Here is a 19,628-nt window from a genome sequence, read left to right as displayed (position 1 = left end):
ATGAGTTTTGACGGGTTTGTTTTTCCTATACTGTTGGGAGACGTAGCAGTGCTACGTCTCTACAACTGGTCGGAATTAATTAAACGCATTACTAGGTTTTATTATGTGGATAAATCCGCGTTTCCCGTTCTCTGTTCTCTACCTCTACTAGCAATTTCACGAATAATTCCGGATTGCTATATAAACTTTTGATACATCATCACTTGATTAAAGTAGGAAATATTTATAATTAAATTAGAATAGATCGTCTCACGGCATACTGTTGGTTTATCTTCCAATACATGATGAATAAATTGTTTAATTTAATATACGAGTATTCTATTATGATACTAATTTGGAAAATAAGACGACAGATAGAATATTGTAGAGAAGTGATGTTTTACATCTGTACCCAGGGGCAGGGCGAACGCATCTTGTCAATAAAAATGCCTAATTCTCAATAAAACCCCAAAATATTGCATTAAACTCAATTTGTTGAGAATCGCTAAGATAGTATTTTTTACCTTTCATGTACTGATAAAAAAATAAGATTGGCGATAAATCTTATTTTTGCGTCGCACACATAAGTTACCTTTTTTGTCCATTTAGTTTTATTAATTTTAGATGCGTTTGCCCTGGCTATTGAGTGGAGGTAAAGCCGAACCATCTAAACTTGTAACAATGCAGCCAGCTTCTTTTGCGAGAAAAGCTAAAGCTCCACCATCAATAAACTGACCAAATCTTTTTACAGCCCCACTTAATTCACCGCTCAAAATAGCGTTGAGATTAGGCATTTGAACGGAACTAGAGTAATCATTTACCGCATTAATAACTTTATATTTATCTTTTAATGCAGCAGTTAAGGAAGTCATTGCCGTACCTAATAATATAGTAGGCTTCGCTGTAGAATCTACTTTCAATGGAGTGCATTCCGACAAACTCATTTCGAGAGTACCTTTAAAAGTACCTTGACCCTTCAGAGCGTAGAAATAAGCATTTCCACTTGGAGAAATAGCGATTACCGCTTCATAATCATCTGTATTCAAAATACTGAGAATAATTTGATAGTTAGAATGTCCATCCATATAGAACTTTGTGCCATCGATTGGGTCAAGAGTAATTAAATAATCATCTTTTCCGCCAAAATCAATAGCATGAAAATACTTTGTATTAGGAGAACTTTTATATTCTTCTCCATAAAAACGAATGTTTGGGAAATTCCCTAATAATGCAACTTCTACAAAATTCTGAATTGCCAAATCGGCTTCAGTCAAAGCAGCATAAAAAAAGCTTTCTCCTCCATCTTTATCCGGAAGTGCAGCAATTTTTGGCTGTAGAAAACGAGCGTAACCTGCTGCTGCTTTTAAATGTGGAAGTAAAGTTTCTAAAATAATTTGGGGAGATGACATAATTATAGGTCAAAGGTTAAAGGTTAATAATTTATCACGATGAATTATCAACTACTAATTTTTCACTTTCAATTCAAAATTCAAAACTTGTGCTGAGCAGTTCGACGTAGCTCACTGTAAGACTTGCCGAAGTATTCAAAATCTAAAATTATTTCACTCCCAACTCCTAACTTCTAACTCCTAACTGTTAACTGTTTTCCCCATCTCTTCTGCCTAATTCATAAACTCCGCAACTCATACAGGCAAGAATTCCGGTACTGATACCCCAACTTTCTCCCAAACTGACTTCTATACCCCAATTGCATAAAGTACCAATTATTAAAAACGGGATGATACTAAAAACAGATGCATAGAAAGCATTTTGCGATTCTCTTGCTTGACGGGTTTTTTCAAATTCCGATTTACTGGTATACATAAACTGTTCGGCAAAATTGAACCAGCGGTTTAGCTGTTTGGTGATCCACTCACCAAATGGGGAAAAACCCAGATAAAGTGCTAGCGACCATAAAGTTGCTCCAGCAATAGCTACTGTATCGAAATCGAACCTGAAAGGCAAAATGTCATTTAACATGGTTGGCGATACGGTTTTTTGATTAAATTAACCCTCAAACTTATATTATCTGAACTATCTATCAATTTTTAGTTTAGATTTTACAGCATTTGCAGCGATCGCAACACAACAACTTACGTTCCAGCACTCGTGGGAATGGGTTAAAAGTGCGTTTCTGCACTATTAGGGAACATTACTACTAATATTTCATACTTATGTTTGTACGGAAGTGTAGATAACATTCGGAGACATTGTGTATTTTTATATATTGTACGCATTTTTGGATGTAAACACGCACAAATCCTCAATTACCGAGCAAAACAATTATTAACCCGCTTTTGTGTAAGTACGATCTCGATATAATCTTTTTTCTCACCAATGATTTTCAACTAAAATATGAGGATTTTTACTGAGGTCGATTTTATCTAAAAAGTATTCAAATAAAGAGAAAAAAAGATGCTTGACACCAGCATATACGGAAGTGGAATAATGCAAATCAACTGGGAATTATCAAGATTATACAGTTTATAAACTAACTTATCGTCGCTTTAAATTTTAGACAAGACTACAATCTAAATAATTTTACAAAGTATCATAAAATGAACCAACGCAAAAAAATTTTATTTTTATTATTCGGATTTATAATTGTAAATTTAATCACTATATTACCCGCTCCAAATATAGTTAAAGCTTCAACTGCAAATAACGTTTGGTCTTCAGCTTCTTTCCCCGTAGAACGTTTCCAAGCTTATACATCACCCTTTGGATATCGTCGTTCTTCAAATAGTAGTGGCTGGGAATTTCACAATGGTTTAGATATTGCCGCACCCCAAGGAAGCTACATTCGTAATTGGTGGGAAGGGACGGTGATTAAAGTTGGCGATCGCGGTGCTTGCGGTACACATATTGTTGTTCAATCTGGTAGCTGGAAACACAGTTATTGTCATATGCAAGGGAAAATTGAACAATCAAACGGTCGTCTTTACATGATTGACCGTGCGGGTGGGATTCAAATCGTTCAAGGTCAGCAAATACCCGCAGGAGCCAGAATTGGACGTATCGGAATGACGGGACGCACTACGGGTCCTCATCTCCATTGGGTACTTAGATATGGTGACAATTATGTTGACCCAGCACAAGTTCTCAAAGCAATGTTTTCCCAACAACCACTCACCAATACATCAACTAACTGGAGTTCTCAGCAATCTCAAATCGAACAATCAATTATCAATGAGCAATAAGGAAACAGTTATCATTAACTCTTTTTCTATTTTCTCAAAGTTTATACTGTTAACTCGCTTTTAAGATTGAAGAGATTTATATAGCGTAAATATCATGTAAAAACAACTGCTAGAAGTAAGAGATTCCGTTAATTGCAACGAATGAGTACGGGTACATCCGTAGAGCAAAATTGCATTAATTAATATGAGTAATCGTCAAATAAGAATAACTTTCCCAGCAGTCCTTTTTTTGACTGGATTGCTTGTTGTCTGCTTGATTGCCTTATTTCCCGGAATCGATATTGTTAAAGCTCAAAGTGTTAATCGAAATACAAGTGCAACTAGTGTTAATACCTGGACTGAAACTTCTTTTCCCGTAGAGAATTTTCAAGCTTATACATCTGGTTTTGGTTATCGTCGTTCTCCTAATAATCCTCGGAGCGTTCAATTTCATAACGGTTTGGATATTGCTGCTCCCAAAGGTAGTTACATCCGCAACTGGTTTACGGGTACAGTAATTCAAATTGGCGATCGCGGTGCCTGCGGTACGTATATGATTATTGAATCTGGTGATTGGCAACACAGTTATTGTCATATGCAGGGAAGTGTTGCTAAGCTCGACGGCGATTTTTACATGATTGACCGTGAGGGTGGAATCAAAATTGCTAAAGGTCAACAAATACCATCCGGAAGCAGAATCGGTAGAATCGGAATGACCGGAAGAACTACAGGACCTCATTTACATTGGGTGCTTCGATACAAAGGAGAATACGTAGACCCTGGTTTAGTATTACGTCAAATGTACGCAGCCCAAAGTGATAATATTCCTAGAACTTAATAATTATTTGGTAGTAAGTAAGTGGATCAAATTAAATGTAAAACCTCACCTTGCCTCCGGCTTCCCTCTCCTTGATAAGGCTACGGTGTACACACAAGTGATCGAATTTAGCCAATTCCTATAAATAAAGGTGCGTTAGACTAAAGCCATAACGCACCCGATACTAAGGTTTAATTTGAGTTGTGTACTATGTAGTTAACGCCATTTGACTTTCGGGTAACTGGGTATATTCAGCCACAATTTTACGAAACTGTTCCCCTTCGATTGTTTCTTGTTCGATTAATATATCAACCAATCGATCTAATAACGCTCGGTTTTCTCTCATGATTTTACGCGCTTCTTGATAACAGGAAAGAGCAATTTCTCGTACCTTCTTATCAATCGCGATCGCCATATCTTCGGAATACTCGTTACGATTCCCCCAATCTCCACCCAAAAATACGTCTCGATTCTGACTTTCTAACGCGACTAATCCCAAATCGGACATCCCGTACATCGTGACCATTTTGCGAGCTAAACTCGTTACCATCTTCAAATCGTTACTAGCACCACCTGTAATTTCTTTTTCTCCAAAGACCTCGGCTTCCGATGCTCTTCCTCCCAAAGTCATCGTAATATTATCTTTCATCCAAGCTTTACTATAAAGACCGCTATCAATGATCTCTTCATTCGGTGTTTGCTGGGAAAATCCCCCAACTCCACCAGAACGAGGAATAATCGTCACTTTATTCAAGGGGTCTGCATATTTCAAAACTGTCGCAAGTAAAGCGTGTCCGACTTCGTGATAAGCAATTAACCGCTTCTTCTTACTATCCAACAGCGGATTAAGAGTTAAGCCAATAGTTAACCTGTCGATCGCATCATCAACTTCTATCTGGGTAATCGCTTCTTTACGTCTTCTAGCAGTCAAAATTGCCGCTTCGTTGAGTAAGTTCGCTAAATCTGCTCCCGTAAAACCAGGAGTCCGACGAGCTACAACTTCTAAAGAAACTGAGGGATCTATTTTCTTATTGCGAGCGTGAACTGTTAAAATCGCCAAACGACCTTTACGGTCTGGTGCATCAACAATCACCTGTCTGTCAAATCGTCCGGGACGTAAAAGCGCTGCATCCAGTACATCTGGTCGGTTTGTTGCCGCAATAATAATGATGCCGTTGTTACCTTCAAAACCATCCATCTCCGTAAGTAGCTGGTTCAAGGTTTGCTCTCGTTCGTCATTACCACCACCAATACCCGCACCACGTTGTCTTCCTACAGCATCGATTTCATCGATAAATATCAAACAAGGAGCGTTTTCTTTGGCTTTCTTGAATAAATCGCGGACGCGAGAAGCACCCACACCCACAAACATTTCCACAAACTCGGAACCGGAAATACTAAAGAAAGGAACTCCCGCTTCCCCAGCAATTGCTTTTGCTAGTAAGGTTTTACCCGTACCCGGAGGTCCCACCAATAATACACCTTTGGGAATACGCGCACCGATCGCCGTAAATTTTTCTGGTAGCTTGAGGAAAGTTACAACTTCACCAAGTTCTTCTTTGGCTTCCTCAATCCCCGCTACATCGTCGAATTTAATTCCAGTTTTTGCTTCTACCTGAAAACGAGCTTTAGACTTACCAAAATTCATCGCTTGAGAAGAAGCATTGGTTGTACGACGCAAAAACAGCAGCATCAAAGCAACTAAAGGTACAATCCAGATCAAGTTCATCAATAACCCTACAGCCACTCTGCTGTTTTCCGAAGAAACTTCCTCAAAAGCAACTTTATTATCTTTAAGTTTCTTAATTAACTCCGGGTTATCCTTTAGTAGCTTGACTTCTATTGGCTTATCACCATCTTTCTCCGCCAAATATACCCTAGCTACCTGCTCGGTTTCATCAAGCTCTACTCGCTTCACTTCACCCTGGTCAATTTTCTCAATCAAATTGCCATAGCTAAAAGGCTCAACTTTTTCTTTTTGCTGAGCTAAAACAGGTATTCCTCCTAAAGTACCTGACAACATCAAACTGGCTCCTAACAACCCACCAAAGGCTTTTGACTTGATGGTTGATTTTGTTAACGCTTTTTTCTCAAAATTAATCATACATAGTTACCCTTTATCTGTTGTCCCATACGGCTCAAATAATTTCAATAGCTATAGTTTTCAAGAATGCAAATAATTTTATTCTCAATAATAAAAGTGTAGCTTCTACAAAAAATACATTCCTCCTTTTTTCATCTCATTATTAACTTTTCAGGATGCATACTTCAAACTTTGGCAATTAACACCATTAATAGTCACTATTTTTACATATTTTTTTAATATAGCCACTGCCTCACATCTCACTACGTTGAATCGGGGGAATATTTGACACAATAAGTCATTAATCGCTACAATAATCGTAGTCATTATGACTTCAAGTTAATTATAGCAAAAATTATATTCAAGCAGTATTAACAGGGTAGAGAATAATTATGGTCAAGATAGTTGGAATTGCGGGTAGCTTGAGGGCAGAGTCCTATACTCATCAAGCTTTAGCTTTAGCAGTACAAAGAGTAGAAGCCTTGGGAGCAGAAGTAGAAATACTAGATTTGAGAAAGATGAACTTACCATTTTGTGATGGAGGAGACGAATATCCAGAATATCCAGACGTAAAGCGATTGCAAGAAACCGTCAAGCAAGCCGACGGGTTGATTTTAGCAACACCAGAATACCACGGTGGAATAAGTGGGGTATTGAAAAACGCCTTAGATCTGATGAGCTTTGAAGAATTGTCCGATAAAGTTACCGGAGCCATAAGCATATTAGGAGGACAGTCCAATAATAACTCCCTCAACCAGTTGCGCGTCATCATGCGTTGGGTACACGCTTGGGTAATTCCCGAACAAATTGCGATCGGGCAAGCTTGGAAAGTATTTGATAAGGAAGGTAAACTTTTAGACGAAGAACTATCCGTGCGTCTAGATAAATTTGCGGTAAGTTTAGTTGAAAATACTCGTAAGTTGCGAAGTAATTGGTAATGGGTAATTGGTAATTGGTAATGGGTGATGGGTGATGGGTGATGGGTAATTGGTGATGGGTAATGGGTGATGGGGAGAAGAATTAATAATTCTTAACTCACTACTTTTTACTTATCATTGCTCATTCCTAATTCTTAAGTATTACCAATCTCCAATTCCCAATCCCCAATTACCGATTACCAATTAAGTAGGTTCGCCTTGAAAATTGTAATTAGGACAAGGCAGTAGGGGTAAGAGTTTAGACCTAATTTACATTCTGTTACATAGTTTTGTTTATTTCTGCCGACCTACTTACCCATTACCGATTACCAATTCCCAATTCCCAATTCCCAATTCCCAATTCCCAATTCCCAATTCTTTAAAATAAAAGAATCCGCTATCCCTAATTTGATAATATGAATACTGCCTTTGAATTAGACCTTGATAACATCAACTTGACTGACGAACAATTTTTCCAACTTTGTCAGAACAACCCAGATTTAAGATTTGAGCGCACGGCTTCGGGAGAATTGATTATTATGTCACCAACAGGAAGTATTACTAGCGATCGCAATTCCGATTTGAATTATCAGTTAAGAGGTTGGAGTCGCAAGAATAAACTGGGGAAAACCTTCGATTCTTCTGGTGGTTTCAAACTTCCTAATGGTGCAGAACGTTCTCCGGATGCTTCTTGGGTGAAAATGGAACGATGGGATGCTTTAACGGAGGAAGAAAAGGAAAGATTTGCTCCTCTATGTCCCGATTTTGTAGTTGAGTTAATGTCCCCCAGCGACACCTTGGAAAAAACCAGAGCCAAAATGAAGGAATATATGGAAAATGGTGCTTGTTTGGGGTGGTTAATTAACCGCAAACAGAAGCAGGTGGAGATTTATCGTCCCGATCAAGAAGTTGAAATTCTTGAATCTCCTCAAACCGTTTCGGGGGAAGATGTTTTACTTGGGTTTACTTTGGATATGGCAGAAATTTGGTAATTTTTAACTCTTCACTCCTAACCATTCCCTAAAATAAAAGAATATCCCCGTTATTTTTTGCTTGATAAGTTGTGAGATTTTCAATCGTCTTGGCTCTTCTGGATCTAGGGGGATGACCATAGATAAGTAGTCTTGCGTCGATTCGTGTTCCATACAAAATGGAAAAGCTATCAACCCAAAATTCCTGGAGGTGCCAACATGACTATTATCACTCCTGATCGGTTCGTCGTGGAGGAAAGCCCTTCTCGCGCCATGCACGAACCCAATCTTACACTCTGGATCAGCGAAGCAGGAGGGCTGACCCAGTTCGGTGCGTTCATCGAAGTCTTGCAACCCGGTTCTCGTTCGTCCATCAAGCATTGGCATAGCGCTGAGGATGAAATGGTCTATGTCCTCGAAGGCGAGATCACGCTCATCGAAGGAGATGGGGAAACTTTACTACGTCCTGGCGATGCCGCAACGTTTCAAGCAGGAGTGCCGGTAGGCCACTTTCTAGAGAATCGTAGCGCCAACGCAACACGATGCTTGGTAGTCGGCACCCGAGCGGCAGTAGATACAATTACGTATCCTGACATTGATCGGGTTTGTCACCGCGATCGATCGCTGCCAGATGACATCTGGACAAACCGTGCGGGAGAACCTGCCGCGAGTCCCTACTAAGAATGATTGCAAGATGCTTTTTGTACACGTAGCTTGCGATTGTATAGAAACGTCCGACAATGCTTGCGCTAGGTACGCTACTAAAGCGTTGCCTAACAAGTCCGCTGCACCGGAACGGTTCAGTATTACTTGTATATTTCTTGTCTTTATACAAAAGTATAAAGTCGGTTGTATACAGTTGCACAAATTTTAAAGCGGTTGGTCAGTGTTTGAGTACTCCCGTGGTTGAAAGCCAACGGGATTCTAAGTTACTAACTGTTCTAATTATCTTTCCATATCCTCAATTTCCTTATTGACTCCCTTCGTTAACACCTCACATCCTGTAGCTGTGACTAAAACATCATCTTCGATACGAATGCCAATTCCCATCCATTTTTGATCGACTTGCGGTTGATCTTCTGCGGGTTTAGCTCCAGGTACAATGTAAATTCCGGGTTCCACAGTCAAAACTTGTCCCGGTTGTAGAATTAACGGATTATCTTTACCATGCTGGTAAACTCCGACATCGTGAACATCCAAGCCTAACCAATGTCCGGTGCGATGCATATAATAAGGTTTGTATTTCTCTTCTTCGATTAACTTATCAACTTCACCCTTGAGAATACCTAATTCCACCATTCCTTCTACAAGTACTCGTAAAGCGGTATCGTGAATTAAATTGTAGGCATTTCCTGGCTTTATTTGTGCGATCGCCTGTTTTTGTGCTGACAAAACTAATTCATATAATATTTTTTGCTCTGCGGTAAATTTACCACCCACGGGAAACGTGCGGGTAATATCGGAGTTGTAATAATTATAGGAACAGCCTGCGTCAATTAAAAGTAAATCTCCGTCTTGCATTTGACGGTTATTTTCGATGTAGTGGAGTATACAGGAATTAGCACCAGATGCCACAATCGAAGGATATGCTGGCCCCAACCCACCACGTTTTCTAAAAATCCGCTCCATCTCTGCTTGGATTTCGTATTCGTAAACTCCCGGTTTAGCCATTTCTAACGCTAAGTTATGCGCTTCGACGGCAATATCGGCAGCTTTTCGCATTAATTCCAATTCGGACTCGCTTTTAACTAAGCGCATTCCATGTAAAATCGTACAGGTATCTTGAATTGCTGTGGGGCCTGTACCGCGTTTAGGATAAGTTCGTAATAAACTTTGATAATGGGTAAGGACGGTTTCGTTAAAAGATTTATCCTGTCCTAAACGATAATAAATTTTGTCAGCGTTTAGTAAATATTGGGGTAATTTTTCATTTAATTCATTGATGGGGTAAGCTTCGTCAGCCCCGTACATTTCTTTTGCTGCATCCACCCCAGTTACATAACCACTCCAAACTTCCTTAGTAATATCCTTGGGCTGCACGAACAAGATAAACTTGTGTTCTTCGTGGTGAGGAGCTAAAACCGCTACAGCTTCAGCTTCGTCAAGCCCAGTTAGATAGAAAAAATCGCTATCCTGACGGTAAGCATATTCTACATCATTGTGCATCACAGCCATAGGCGCACTGCGAAAAATTGCCGTAGCGCTACCAATCTTTGACATTAATGCTTCCCGTCGCTGCCGATATTCTGCTTGCATACTTAACTTAATTCTCAATAAAAATTATTGGGATATGGAGACATTGCAAAATATCCCGTTTCTATATTATTGCCAATATGGCAACAGTTTTACTATGAAATGAACTTAAATATTTGGTATTTCATCTGGGTGAAATATCCGAGTCAAAAAGGGTAAAGGGCGATTGATATCTACCATTGCGAGCAAGAGATAGAAAATGATGATTTAAATAGTAATTATACAATATAAATGCAGCGAAATATCAAAAGTTCTAATCGTTTAGATGCACTGCTGGCTTTACGGGGTTTTGCCTGTTTAATGGTAGTCACGATTCATTGCGCTCCCCCCAGAGAATCAATTATTTACAAAGGGTTTGATTTAAGCTGGTTGATGTTTAGTCACGGTGCGATCGCGGTGTGGATTTTCTTTGTTTTATCTGGTTATTTGATGGGGAAAGCTTTTTACACGAAACGCTACACAGTCGATATAGCAGGAATTATCAGATTTTGGCGCAATCGGATCTTGAGGATTTTTCCGCTTTATTATTTTGCCGTACTAATTTTATCTATATTCGTTTATCCAGAAGTCCTCAAGTTTTCTAATTGGGGTTATCTATTAAGAATATGTACGTTTACTTATCATCCATATATTAGCTCACAAGCTGTAAAGTTCAACGATGTTTTTTGGTCTTTATCAACGGAGGTACAGTTTTATTTATTCGTACCGTTTATTTATAGTTTGATGCAAAATATTTTAAATAAACGCAAAAAAGTATTTATTATCGGCTTAGTAATAATTTGCGCTAACTTAATTTGGAGAAGCTTAATTTGGATAACTTTCAAAACAGAAATTAATCAACAAATGGGCTATGCATTTAAATATTGGTATACCCCTTTGATTGGGAATCTCGATTTATTTATTTGCGGATTTTTAGTAAATGAACATTTAAGCGATCGCCAATCATATTTGCAGAGAACAAAATCACTAATAACTAAATATTTTGCGGTAATACTGCTATTTCTACTGTATTTTTTTACTGCATATCATTTGTATCATCAAGAATTATGGAATTTACCAAATCGTAGCGGTGGCTGGAGAACATTAACAACAATTGTAATTTTACAACCATTAACAGCAGTTATCACTTCATTTTTTATATTTGTGTTTGAAAAGGATATTTATGATGATTTCACCAATCATGAAAAGTTATCATTCAGCACTATTTTAAACAATCCGATCAGAATCTTAGAAGTAATTGGTAATTTATCATACGGTATTTATATTTGGCATATGCCAATTATTGCCAGAACTTACGATATTTTCACCTCAGAAATCCCCATAGAAGCGTTTTATATCAGATTAACAGCAACCGTGATTTTATCAACTGTATTAGCAACGGTTACTTACTACTTAGTTGAAATACCTTTCTCAAAATGGAAAATTTATCAAAGTAGTAAAACATAACTGGTTGATAACTACTGGTTCCTAGCCTCCGGCTGGGAACCCCTAACAGAAGGCTCCGCCTTCAAAGCAGACGAGAGGCAGAGCCTCTTCAAATGCATTACAAGGCAGAGCCTTGTAACGAGAAAAACGAGAAAAGGGGCAAGAAATATTGTTTATGAAAAACTTTTTTAAACATTACTAATAGCACTTGTAATTTTATAAAAAATAATTAGCACTTCTAATTATCAGAAAAAAACATTTATTCAACATTTAAAAAAAATAGGAGATGTTCTAAATTAACAGAATCTTTGTAAAAACAAAGATAAAAGATAGATGAAAGCTGGTAATAAATAAAAACAATGCTGGAATCTACAAATCCCTTACAAGATAAAAGTACATTACAATCTGCGACAATCCAAAATAATAGTTTTGCCCCAGAGACTGATTTAAATACCTTAAATTTGACGGGTTCTTCACAATCATCGGTTGATGCTCAACAAAACCCTAACCCCAGTCCTTATATTAGCAGTCCAGCAGTTATTGCCGACTTTAATGGGGATGGTAAACAAGACAAATTTTGGCGTAACACCCAAACAGGCGAAAATGCTATTTGGTTGATGGATGGTTCTAATCCTACTGGTGCTGCTGTCCAAACTTTGGGTACAGAATGGGATTACAAAATCGCTGATTTCAATGGTGATGGTAAAACCGATTTAATGTGGCGCAATCAAAGTTCCGGCGAAAACCTCATGTGGTTGATGGATGGCGCTCAAGTTGTATCTGAATCTTCCTTAACTACCCTCGGTACTGGATGGGATTACAGCATTGGTGATTTCAATGGCGATAATAAAACCGATTTATTATGGCGGAATAAAAGTACTGGTGAAAATGCTGGTTGGTTAATGGATGGTATCAACGTTACTAGTGCAGATTTTCTGCCGCAGCTAGATTCATCTTGGACTTCTAAGGTTGGTGAGTTCAACCCCAATTTGAGTACCGATGTGTTCTGGCACAACGAGCAAACAGGTGAAAATGCCATTTGGTTTATGAATGGTTTGAGTGCAGAACCCGCTGCATTACAGACATTTGGCGCGGGTTGGGATTATACCAGAGCCGATTTCGACGGTAACTTTACCACTGATATTCTGTGGCAAAACAAGAGTACTGGTGAAACTAAGATTTGGTTGATGAATGGCTCGAATGCTACAGAGTCCGATTTACCGACTTTGGGTTCTGGTTGGGAATCAAATATCGGCGATTTCAACGCTGACGGGAAAATGGACATTTTATGGCGCAATAAGTCAACCGGACAAAACGCCGCTTGGATCATGAATGGCGCTCAAGCTACTGGTATTAACTTACCATCACTTGGCACTGAGTGGGATTTGAGTATCGGCGATTATGACGGTGATGGCGATACAGACGTTTTCGGACGCAATACCCAAACTGGTGAAAACACTATTTTGCGGGTAAACGGTGCAGATGTAACTCAAGAACCTTTACCTACACTACCTGGTGAATGGGTTGTTAGCTAGAAGTTGAAATTTAGGTAAAACTTTAAGTTTGTAATCGGAGCCGTTCGGCTCCTTTTTTATTTAATTAAATAATCTATTCTCACCTCTATCTAAGGAAATATAGATAAAATAATTTAGATAGATTTAGATAGATTTAGATTAATAGATAGTTGTTTTTATCTTAAATAACTGTTTATAAAAGGATAATAAAAATGTCCATCATAAACAACAGTTTGGAAAAAATTATATGTTAGTCCTTAACATAAAAAAATATCAAAATCAGTTAAAACTGATAAATATTAGTGATAAATAAACACTATGTTTTCAAATAAAAATCTAGACGGTGTATCCGCAAGCGTAACGACAGAACATACTCTAATTTCAAACAATACTTTTGATGACGGTATCTCTTCCGGTCTCAATTTGAATTCTGGGAGTTCCTCGCAGTCGCTGCAAAACGATTCAGACAATATAACTGCTGCCAGAAACCCCAATCCTAATTCTATATTTAGCGATCCAGCAGTTGTTGTCGATTTTAACGGTGACGGTAAAACAGATAAATTTTGGCGCAATCCTGAAACTGGTGAAACGGCTATTTGGTTAATGGATGGCGTGAATGAAAATTCAACTTTTCTCAAAGATGTTGATACATCTTGGGATTTTGCTTACGCCGATTTTAATAACGATAGCAAAACTGATATTTTCTGGAGAAATAAAAGTACCGGAGAAAGTGTCATTTGGCAAATGGATGGTGCCAATATATCTTCTGAAGAGTCAGTACAAAAAATTGATTCCAGTTGGGCTTTTAGTATTGCCGATTTTAACGGCGATAATAAAAGTGATATTTTTTGGCGCAATACCCAAACTGGTGAAAATGCCACTTGGATAATGGATGGCAAAAATGTTACTAGTGCGGCTTTTCTACCTACAACCGAGTTAACTTGGGACTACAGCGTTACCGATTTTAATAATGATGGTAAAAGCGATATCTTTTGGCGGAATCGAATAACGGGTGAAAACGCTGCTTGGTTGATGGATGGTACTAAGGCTAACGGTTATGCTATGCAGGCATTAGAGACTTCTTGGAATCCTACTTTTGGTGATTTCAATGGTGATTCTCGAACCGATATTCTTTGGAGCAATCAAGATAGCGGTGAAAATTCTGTTTGGCAAATGAATGGTACTTTGTTTAACGATATTATTTTCAGTGAAGCAGCTTTAGACCAATTAACTCCTGCTTGGAAAGCTAATATTGGTGATTTCAACGGTGATGGTAAAACTGATATTTTCTGGCATAACAATCAAACTGGTGAAAATACAGCTTGGTTAATGAATGGCGGAGAAATATCAACTAAAGCATTTTTACCTTCCAATGATTTAGCTTGGGAACCTATCCTAGGAGATTATACGGGTGATGGTAAAACTGATATTTTCTGGCGCAATAATACAACTGGAGGAAATGCTCTTTGGAAGATGGACGGTACTATTGCTGAAGGTAGTTATTTAACATCCTTTGAGCCAGGTTGGTATGCGTTTTAACATTATCCGCAAACCCTTCTTGTAGGGTGCTGTCACGGCTAAAATAAATTATCGAGTACAACAGGAAATTTACATAATGCCGTCACGCACCATTACCAACTAAGAAGGTGCGTGACGGTAATTTCAAATTTGTTTGTTACCTTTAAGATGAGTCTTTTGCAAAAAAAAAACTTTTTCAGCAAACCCTTCTTGTAGGGTGCTGTGACGGCTAAAATAAATTATCGAGTACAACAGGAAATTTACATAATGCCGTCACGCACCATTACCAACTAAGAAGGTGCGTGACGGTAATTTCAAATTTGTTTGTTACCTTGATAAATTTTCGTAACCGTCACAGCACCCTACAATTTTGAATTTCATGTATTGTAAGGAAAGGCGTAAGTCCTAATCTAAAATCTAAAATTTAAAGTTGAATGGCTCAAACAAAAATCATTCAGTCAATCGCTGGATATTTAACATTTGAAGAGTTTATCAAACAAAAGCCCTCGGAAGGACTATGGGAATTACATGATGGGGTGTTAGTAGAAATGGCACAGCCGAGGGGAAAGCATGAAATCGTTGTTTCGCTAGTTAGTGGCAACCTGACAATAGAATTTAAAAGACTTAATTTACCTTACGGCATTCCATCAAAAGCTTTAGTAAAATCCGCGTTTAGCGAAGCTGCTTATTTGCCAGATGTACTACTGCTAAATTTAGATAATTTAGACAACGAACCCTATTGGGATGATTATTCAACAGTTACTCTCGCAAAATCCATACCTTTAGTTATAGAAGTAGTCAGTACAAACTGGAGAGATGATTATTATAAAAAATACGGCGAATATTCGGGTATTGGGATACCTGAATATTGGATACTTGATTATTTAGGATTAGGGGGGAAGGAGTTTACTGGCAATCCCAAGCAGCCTACCGTAACTGTTTGTTTGTTAGATGATGAGTCGGAATATATCAAAAAAGCTTACAGGGGGGATGAAATAATTGAATCAAAATTATTCCCAGAATTGAAGCTAACTGCGAAAGAGGTGCTTGGTGTGTAGGTTGTGTTGAGGAACGAAACTCAACAAAACCAGCATGATGTTGGGTTTGGCGATCGCTCTACCCAACCTACCAACTATTTAGGATGGGTTTATAGCTCATCCTATTTGAATTTCAAGTAATTTAAAGCAGCTAAAAATAATAGCGAATCATTTTCACAACTTGTTTTATTAACGATACAGGCTTGTTTCTGATAATATAGCTTTAATAATTATTCAGTATTAACGAAGCCGATAATAATGGTTGATGAGAATAGGGCAGCGTTCTTCGTAGCGTGTCCCGGAGCGACATAGCGAAACGAAGCAATCCCAAGGGGTTGGGAAAGATCTTAAGAATATCAAAATCATTAGTAGTCATCCAAACCCCGCGAATTTCCTGACGGGGTAATTGCGCGTTTATGGGAGTTAAATTACTTAAGAGCAATGTAGCAATTAGCGATAGTAAAAAGATTAATAATAGATTTTTTTTCGCGTAAAAGCTTTTAGTACACAGTTTCAATAATTTGCTAACCATATATTCCACAAGTATTTATATTTAAGATTTCTTTGTGGTATTACATCCTTGCCGATCTATTTTGAAAATTAATTTTAACAAGCGCCGCTTTATTTTATACAATAAAAAAGTAATTTATTTCAGTAATATTACTTCAAATTGAGATGAAGTCAAATCAAGAAAATATAATGCAGAGTTCGCGATCGCAAATCAAACTCTCTTACTCTATATAAACAACAATCACAGCAAGATATGAATTTTTACTTAAACTCACTTCATTTTTTCTCATTTTGTGCCTAATCGGGTCAACTCGTCTAAGCCTGTAGATATAGGTTTAAATGCTGCTTGTTTCTATCTAGCAATCCTTGAGAATGAGATATATTTACATAACTTAACTGATTTGTTAAGATTGTTAATATAAACATAGTAAATTTGTTTCTCTCAAGAATTGACATATGAATAATAAAGCGTTAGTAACAGGGGTTTTTACACCTAACGTTAGTCCTAATTTTTTATCGCAGACAGGATGGGCTGTGTTGCGGGCTGTTGTTGGAGTCATGATGATTCACAATGGTTTAGATAAGCTGGGAAATATCGAAAGCTTTGCCGAAGCTTACGTTCAGGTGATTGGTTTACCTTTCCCGATATTTTTTAGCTATGTAGCAGCTTTTACAGAGTTAATCGGTTCGTCGTTGTTGATACTTGGTTTATTGACTCGTCCTGCGGCTGTAGGTTTATTTTCAACGATGTGCGTTGCTATGTATCATCACGTATTAGTTGCTGGCTTGAATATTCCTTACCTAGAATTATCAGCAATTTACGCAGCTTGTTTTGTGTTTTTCGCTATTAATGGTGCGGGTTTATTTTCAACCGATGCATTGATTGCTAACTGGCTGGATAAAAACGCATTTTCAGCCCAAGCCAAGCAAATTATGCGATTGGAGAAAGCTTATCAAGCTACCAGTATAGAGAAAGAAGTGAATGCTATGGTTAAGTAGTAGATATTAGTATTTTTGATTAGCTAAAGCCTTGGGGGGAACTCCGAGGTTTTATTATAAATAGTTCGGTACTCAATTGATGGAAGCTGATGAAGAAATTATTTGCAATTAAAATTATATCTACAGTTCTGATGATCGGAGCTATAGGATTAGAATTAGGTCATATTTATGCTTTAAAAAATCAATTGCAAATTCCTAATATTATTAGCCCCATTTTTTGGGTTGAACGTGTTGCTGTTGCTGTACATTTAATTGAAGCGATCGTTGCAGCTTTTACAGCCGGTTCTAAAGATAGGATTTGGTATAAATATGGTGTTTATACTTTTTTTGTTGGCACTATTGGTTTGGTAGAACTGTTTAGGGAAGAAAATAAATCAATGATTAAGTAGATAGACGTAATTAAATATAAGATAAGACCTCACCACGCCACTTGCTACAACGCGGGAAACCCGCGCAACGCAGTGGCTTCTCAATCCCTCTCCTTATTAAGGAGAGGGAAGCCGGACTAAGGGTAAGGTTTTATATTTAATTTGACCCACTTACTTAGTAATCAATAATCAATAAAAATAAAGACTACATTATTAATATTGGTTAGATTCGGGAACGACGGGCAAAACGGGGAAATAAAGTTTGGAAGCCAGCTTGTCGCAATTCGACGTTTTCTTGAGCATTATTCCATAGACTTTCGTAATAGAAGAAAGTTACACCTAAATCGTTTTGCTGTGCCGATCGCACTTGAGATTTAATTTGCTGTATTGAAACCGGACGGTTTCGCAAACCTGCCATGATACCAATAGCTGTAGGTATATATTGTTTGGTTTCAAGAATTTCTGGGCGGTTAATTTTGTTAGTAAAATTTGCTAAATTGGTATCATAAACTTGCATCACTAATTCGTCTACAATACTTAAACGCACCCAGTTGAGCCAATCTTGGAGATGAAATTTATAAGCGTGGTCGTAATAATTGGGAGATACGGAAAAAATTGCATAGGGTTTTCTGGCTTTTACCGCTTGATTAAGTTGTACCATAAACGCGGTAATTTTATCCGCACGCCATTTTATCCATGCTTGGTCTGCGGGATTGTTTGGGGCTGGCTTTTGGGTTTCTTGAGTATACAAACTAATGGTGTACGGGTCGAAACCGAATTCCCGTGGTAAACTCATGTGGTCGTCGAACTGAATGCCATCAACATCATATTGACTGACGACTTCTAAAACCAAATTTTGAATAAATTGCTGTACTTGAGGATGAAAAGGATTTAACCATGCAACTTCACCAGCAGCACTATTAGAAGTTTGACTTCCGTCAAGTTTCTGGGTCAACCATTGGGGGTAATTTAAAGCTAATTCCGAAGTTTCGGGAACCATAAACCCGAATTCAAACCAGGGAATTACTAACAAACCCTGACGGTGAGCTTGACTAGTCAAGTCTGCAAGCATATCCTGTCCGTCTGCACCTTTGAAGAAAAAGGGAATACCAGCACGTTTTGCTGTAATACTAGGAAACTTAGTATATCCAGAATTCCATACAACAGGATAAATAGTGTTGAAATTCAAACGTCGCAGTTGAGTAACAGCATCTTTTGTTCCAGAGTGAGTTTTGAGAACATTAAAATCATTGGTACTCATCCATACCCCGCGAATTTCTTGACGGGGTAGCTGTCGGGGCTGCAATATTTCCGGTTCAACTATATCGGGTTGAATTATTGTCGCTGCTGGGGGAAATTGCGCGATCGCCGATTGTAAATTATCAAGCAGCAACACCGTGGAAAATGATATTACAAATACAAGTGGAAGACAACGCTTGAGTAGCCGATAAGTTGCGAGATTTAGCGAATTTAGCTTTCTGAATAAGTTAACTAGTCTGGCGCGGACTTGTAAACTTTGAGTTTCAAATTGATTTTTCATTAGTCTACAGGTATGTCTGCTTACTCTACAAGAGTTAATTTACTCCATTAGATGAAGCAAAATATCACGTTAGGATGATTGACGTATTTAATCGTTTATAGTGCCGTGTTTAGTATAAGTCCTGTATGTATTAATCATGACAATTAAATGTTTTTGATTGGTTAATTTAATCAATCAGCTTGATTTTATTTGGCAAAATAATGATAAAAGGAGTTTGAAGAGAAATATAAAGTATTAATGAAATTTTATTTAAGTAGATAGGCGTAATTAAATATAAGATAAGACCTCACCACGCCACTTGCTACAACGCGGGAAACCCGCGCAACGCAGTGGCCTTATTAAGGAGAGGGAAGCCGGACTAAGGATTTGGCTGGCAATACTTTGCAACAGGTAATTTTACCAAATAGTGAAGTTGCTGATAGACAGATATTTGATTCGTTTTATTAATAGTTATAGTAACTTAAAATTACTAAATAGCAATTTTATTTGAGTTATAATTCTGTGATGCAAAATATAAA

The 19,628-nt window shown here is 37.9% G+C and carries 16 protein-coding genes; 11 read left to right on the top strand and 5 right to left on the bottom strand.

What is annotated here, in order from left to right:
• Positions 1-599: 599 nt before the first annotated feature.
• Positions 600-1,388 carry an inositol monophosphatase family protein gene (locus VB797_RS25970; protein WP_323240649.1) on the bottom strand — a complete coding sequence of 263 codons (789 nt, stop codon included), beginning with the start codon at positions 1,386-1,388 and terminating at the stop codon, positions 600-602.
• 187 nt (positions 1,389-1,575) lie between these two features.
• Positions 1,576-1,959 carry a hypothetical protein gene (locus tag VB797_RS25965; RefSeq protein WP_323240648.1) on the bottom strand — a complete coding sequence of 128 codons (384 nt, stop codon included), beginning with the start codon at positions 1,957-1,959 and terminating at the stop codon, positions 1,576-1,578.
• A gap of 578 nt (positions 1,960-2,537) precedes the next feature.
• Here VB797_RS25965 and VB797_RS25960 point away from each other — a divergent pair.
• Both VB797_RS25960 and VB797_RS25955 read left to right on the top strand, forming a co-directional pair.
• The gene (locus VB797_RS25960; RefSeq protein WP_323240647.1) at positions 2,538-3,179 is read left to right on the top strand and encodes a M23 family metallopeptidase; all 642 of its coding nucleotides are present in this window, start codon (positions 2,538-2,540) and stop codon (positions 3,177-3,179) included.
• A 184-nt stretch (positions 3,180-3,363) separates the two neighbouring features.
• Positions 3,364-3,996, top strand: a complete 633-nt coding sequence (locus tag VB797_RS25955) for a M23 family metallopeptidase (protein ID WP_323240646.1) — start codon at positions 3,364-3,366, stop codon at positions 3,994-3,996.
• Positions 3,997-4,183: 187 nt separating this feature from the next.
• Here the strand turns inward: VB797_RS25955 and ftsH are convergent, their stop codons facing one another.
• Positions 4,184-6,079 (bottom strand): ATP-dependent zinc metalloprotease FtsH, encoded by a 1,896-nt coding sequence (gene ftsH, locus VB797_RS25950; RefSeq protein ID WP_323240645.1) that lies wholly within the window; start codon positions 6,077-6,079, stop codon positions 4,184-4,186.
• Positions 6,080-6,450: 371 nt separating this feature from the next.
• Here ftsH and VB797_RS25945 point away from each other — a divergent pair, with 371 nt between their 5' ends.
• The 3 genes from VB797_RS25945 to VB797_RS25935 all read left to right on the top strand — a co-directional run bounded on the left by VB797_RS25945 (position 6,451) and on the right by VB797_RS25935 (position 8,627).
• Positions 6,451-6,996, top strand: coding sequence for an NADPH-dependent FMN reductase (locus tag VB797_RS25945; RefSeq protein ID WP_323240644.1), 546 nt, complete (start codon positions 6,451-6,453; stop codon positions 6,994-6,996).
• 395 nt (positions 6,997-7,391) lie between these two features.
• The gene (locus VB797_RS25940; protein WP_323240643.1) at positions 7,392-7,967 is read left to right on the top strand and encodes a Uma2 family endonuclease; all 576 of its coding nucleotides are present in this window, start codon (positions 7,392-7,394) and stop codon (positions 7,965-7,967) included.
• A 198-nt stretch (positions 7,968-8,165) separates the two neighbouring features.
• Positions 8,166-8,627, top strand: coding sequence for a cupin domain-containing protein (locus VB797_RS25935; protein WP_323240642.1), 462 nt, complete (start codon positions 8,166-8,168; stop codon positions 8,625-8,627).
• A gap of 264 nt (positions 8,628-8,891) precedes the next feature.
• Here the strand turns inward: VB797_RS25935 and VB797_RS25930 are convergent, their stop codons facing one another.
• Positions 8,892-10,202: an aminopeptidase P N-terminal domain-containing protein gene (locus VB797_RS25930; RefSeq protein WP_323240641.1), complete on the bottom strand. Its 1,311-nt coding sequence runs from the start codon at positions 10,200-10,202 to the stop codon at positions 8,892-8,894.
• Positions 10,203-10,430: 228 nt separating this feature from the next.
• On the opposite strand from VB797_RS25930, the gene VB797_RS25925 reads away from it, so the two are divergent.
• The 6 genes from VB797_RS25925 to VB797_RS25900 all read left to right on the top strand — a co-directional run bounded on the left by VB797_RS25925 (position 10,431) and on the right by VB797_RS25900 (position 17,591).
• Positions 10,431-11,645, top strand: a complete 1,215-nt coding sequence (locus VB797_RS25925; RefSeq protein WP_323240640.1) for an acyltransferase — start codon at positions 10,431-10,433, stop codon at positions 11,643-11,645.
• 338 nt (positions 11,646-11,983) lie between these two features.
• Positions 11,984-13,159, top strand: a complete 1,176-nt coding sequence (locus tag VB797_RS25920; RefSeq protein WP_323240639.1) for a VCBS repeat-containing protein — start codon at positions 11,984-11,986, stop codon at positions 13,157-13,159.
• A gap of 297 nt (positions 13,160-13,456) precedes the next feature.
• Positions 13,457-14,677 carry a VCBS repeat-containing protein gene (locus tag VB797_RS25915; protein WP_323240638.1) on the top strand — a complete coding sequence of 407 codons (1,221 nt, stop codon included), beginning with the start codon at positions 13,457-13,459 and terminating at the stop codon, positions 14,675-14,677.
• Between the two features lie 413 nt (positions 14,678-15,090).
• Positions 15,091-15,714 (top strand): Uma2 family endonuclease, encoded by a 624-nt coding sequence (locus VB797_RS25910; protein ID WP_323240637.1) that lies wholly within the window; start codon positions 15,091-15,093, stop codon positions 15,712-15,714.
• 945 nt (positions 15,715-16,659) lie between these two features.
• Positions 16,660-17,202: a DoxX family protein gene (locus VB797_RS25905; protein WP_323240636.1), complete on the top strand. Its 543-nt coding sequence runs from the start codon at positions 16,660-16,662 to the stop codon at positions 17,200-17,202.
• Positions 17,203-17,291: 89 nt separating this feature from the next.
• Positions 17,292-17,591 (top strand): hypothetical protein, encoded by a 300-nt coding sequence (locus VB797_RS25900; protein WP_323240635.1) that lies wholly within the window; start codon positions 17,292-17,294, stop codon positions 17,589-17,591.
• A 202-nt stretch (positions 17,592-17,793) separates the two neighbouring features.
• Here the strand turns inward: VB797_RS25900 and VB797_RS25895 are convergent, their stop codons facing one another.
• The gene (locus tag VB797_RS25895) at positions 17,794-19,110 is read right to left on the bottom strand and encodes a glycoside hydrolase family 10 protein (RefSeq protein ID WP_323240634.1); all 1,317 of its coding nucleotides are present in this window, start codon (positions 19,108-19,110) and stop codon (positions 17,794-17,796) included.
• Positions 19,111-19,628: the final 518 nt, after the last annotated feature.

This window comes from Rivularia sp. UHCC 0363 (genome assembly GCF_034931125.1).
Taxonomy (GTDB): domain Bacteria; phylum Cyanobacteriota; class Cyanobacteriia; order Cyanobacteriales; family Nostocaceae; genus Rivularia.
This window is presented reverse-complemented; position numbering and strand designations above follow the sequence as displayed.

Bases quoted from the DNA above. Each gene is read 5' to 3' on its own strand.
- VB797_RS25970 (WP_323240649.1), bottom strand. From the start codon at position 1,388: ATGTCATCTCCCCAAATTATTTTAGAAACTTTACTTCCACATTTAAAA.
- VB797_RS25965 (WP_323240648.1), bottom strand. From the start codon at position 1,959: ATGTTAAATGACATTTTGCCTTTCAGGTTCGATTTCGATACAGTAGCT.
- VB797_RS25960 (WP_323240647.1), top strand. From the start codon at position 2,538: ATGAACCAACGCAAAAAAATTTTATTTTTATTATTCGGATTTATAATT.
- VB797_RS25955 (WP_323240646.1), top strand. From the start codon at position 3,364: ATGAGTAATCGTCAAATAAGAATAACTTTCCCAGCAGTCCTTTTTTTG.
- ftsH (WP_323240645.1), bottom strand. From the start codon at position 6,079: ATGATTAATTTTGAGAAAAAAGCGTTAACAAAATCAACCATCAAGTCA.
- VB797_RS25945 (WP_323240644.1), top strand. From the start codon at position 6,451: ATGGTCAAGATAGTTGGAATTGCGGGTAGCTTGAGGGCAGAGTCCTAT.
- VB797_RS25940 (WP_323240643.1), top strand. From the start codon at position 7,392: ATGAATACTGCCTTTGAATTAGACCTTGATAACATCAACTTGACTGAC.
- VB797_RS25935 (WP_323240642.1), top strand. From the start codon at position 8,166: ATGACTATTATCACTCCTGATCGGTTCGTCGTGGAGGAAAGCCCTTCT.
- VB797_RS25930 (WP_323240641.1), bottom strand. From the start codon at position 10,202: ATGCAAGCAGAATATCGGCAGCGACGGGAAGCATTAATGTCAAAGATT.
- VB797_RS25925 (WP_323240640.1), top strand. From the start codon at position 10,431: ATGCAGCGAAATATCAAAAGTTCTAATCGTTTAGATGCACTGCTGGCT.
- VB797_RS25920 (WP_323240639.1), top strand. From the start codon at position 11,984: ATGCTGGAATCTACAAATCCCTTACAAGATAAAAGTACATTACAATCT.
- VB797_RS25915 (WP_323240638.1), top strand. From the start codon at position 13,457: ATGTTTTCAAATAAAAATCTAGACGGTGTATCCGCAAGCGTAACGACA.
- VB797_RS25910 (WP_323240637.1), top strand. From the start codon at position 15,091: ATGGCTCAAACAAAAATCATTCAGTCAATCGCTGGATATTTAACATTT.
- VB797_RS25905 (WP_323240636.1), top strand. From the start codon at position 16,660: ATGAATAATAAAGCGTTAGTAACAGGGGTTTTTACACCTAACGTTAGT.
- VB797_RS25900 (WP_323240635.1), top strand. From the start codon at position 17,292: ATGAAGAAATTATTTGCAATTAAAATTATATCTACAGTTCTGATGATC.
- VB797_RS25895 (WP_323240634.1), bottom strand. From the start codon at position 19,110: ATGAAAAATCAATTTGAAACTCAAAGTTTACAAGTCCGCGCCAGACTA.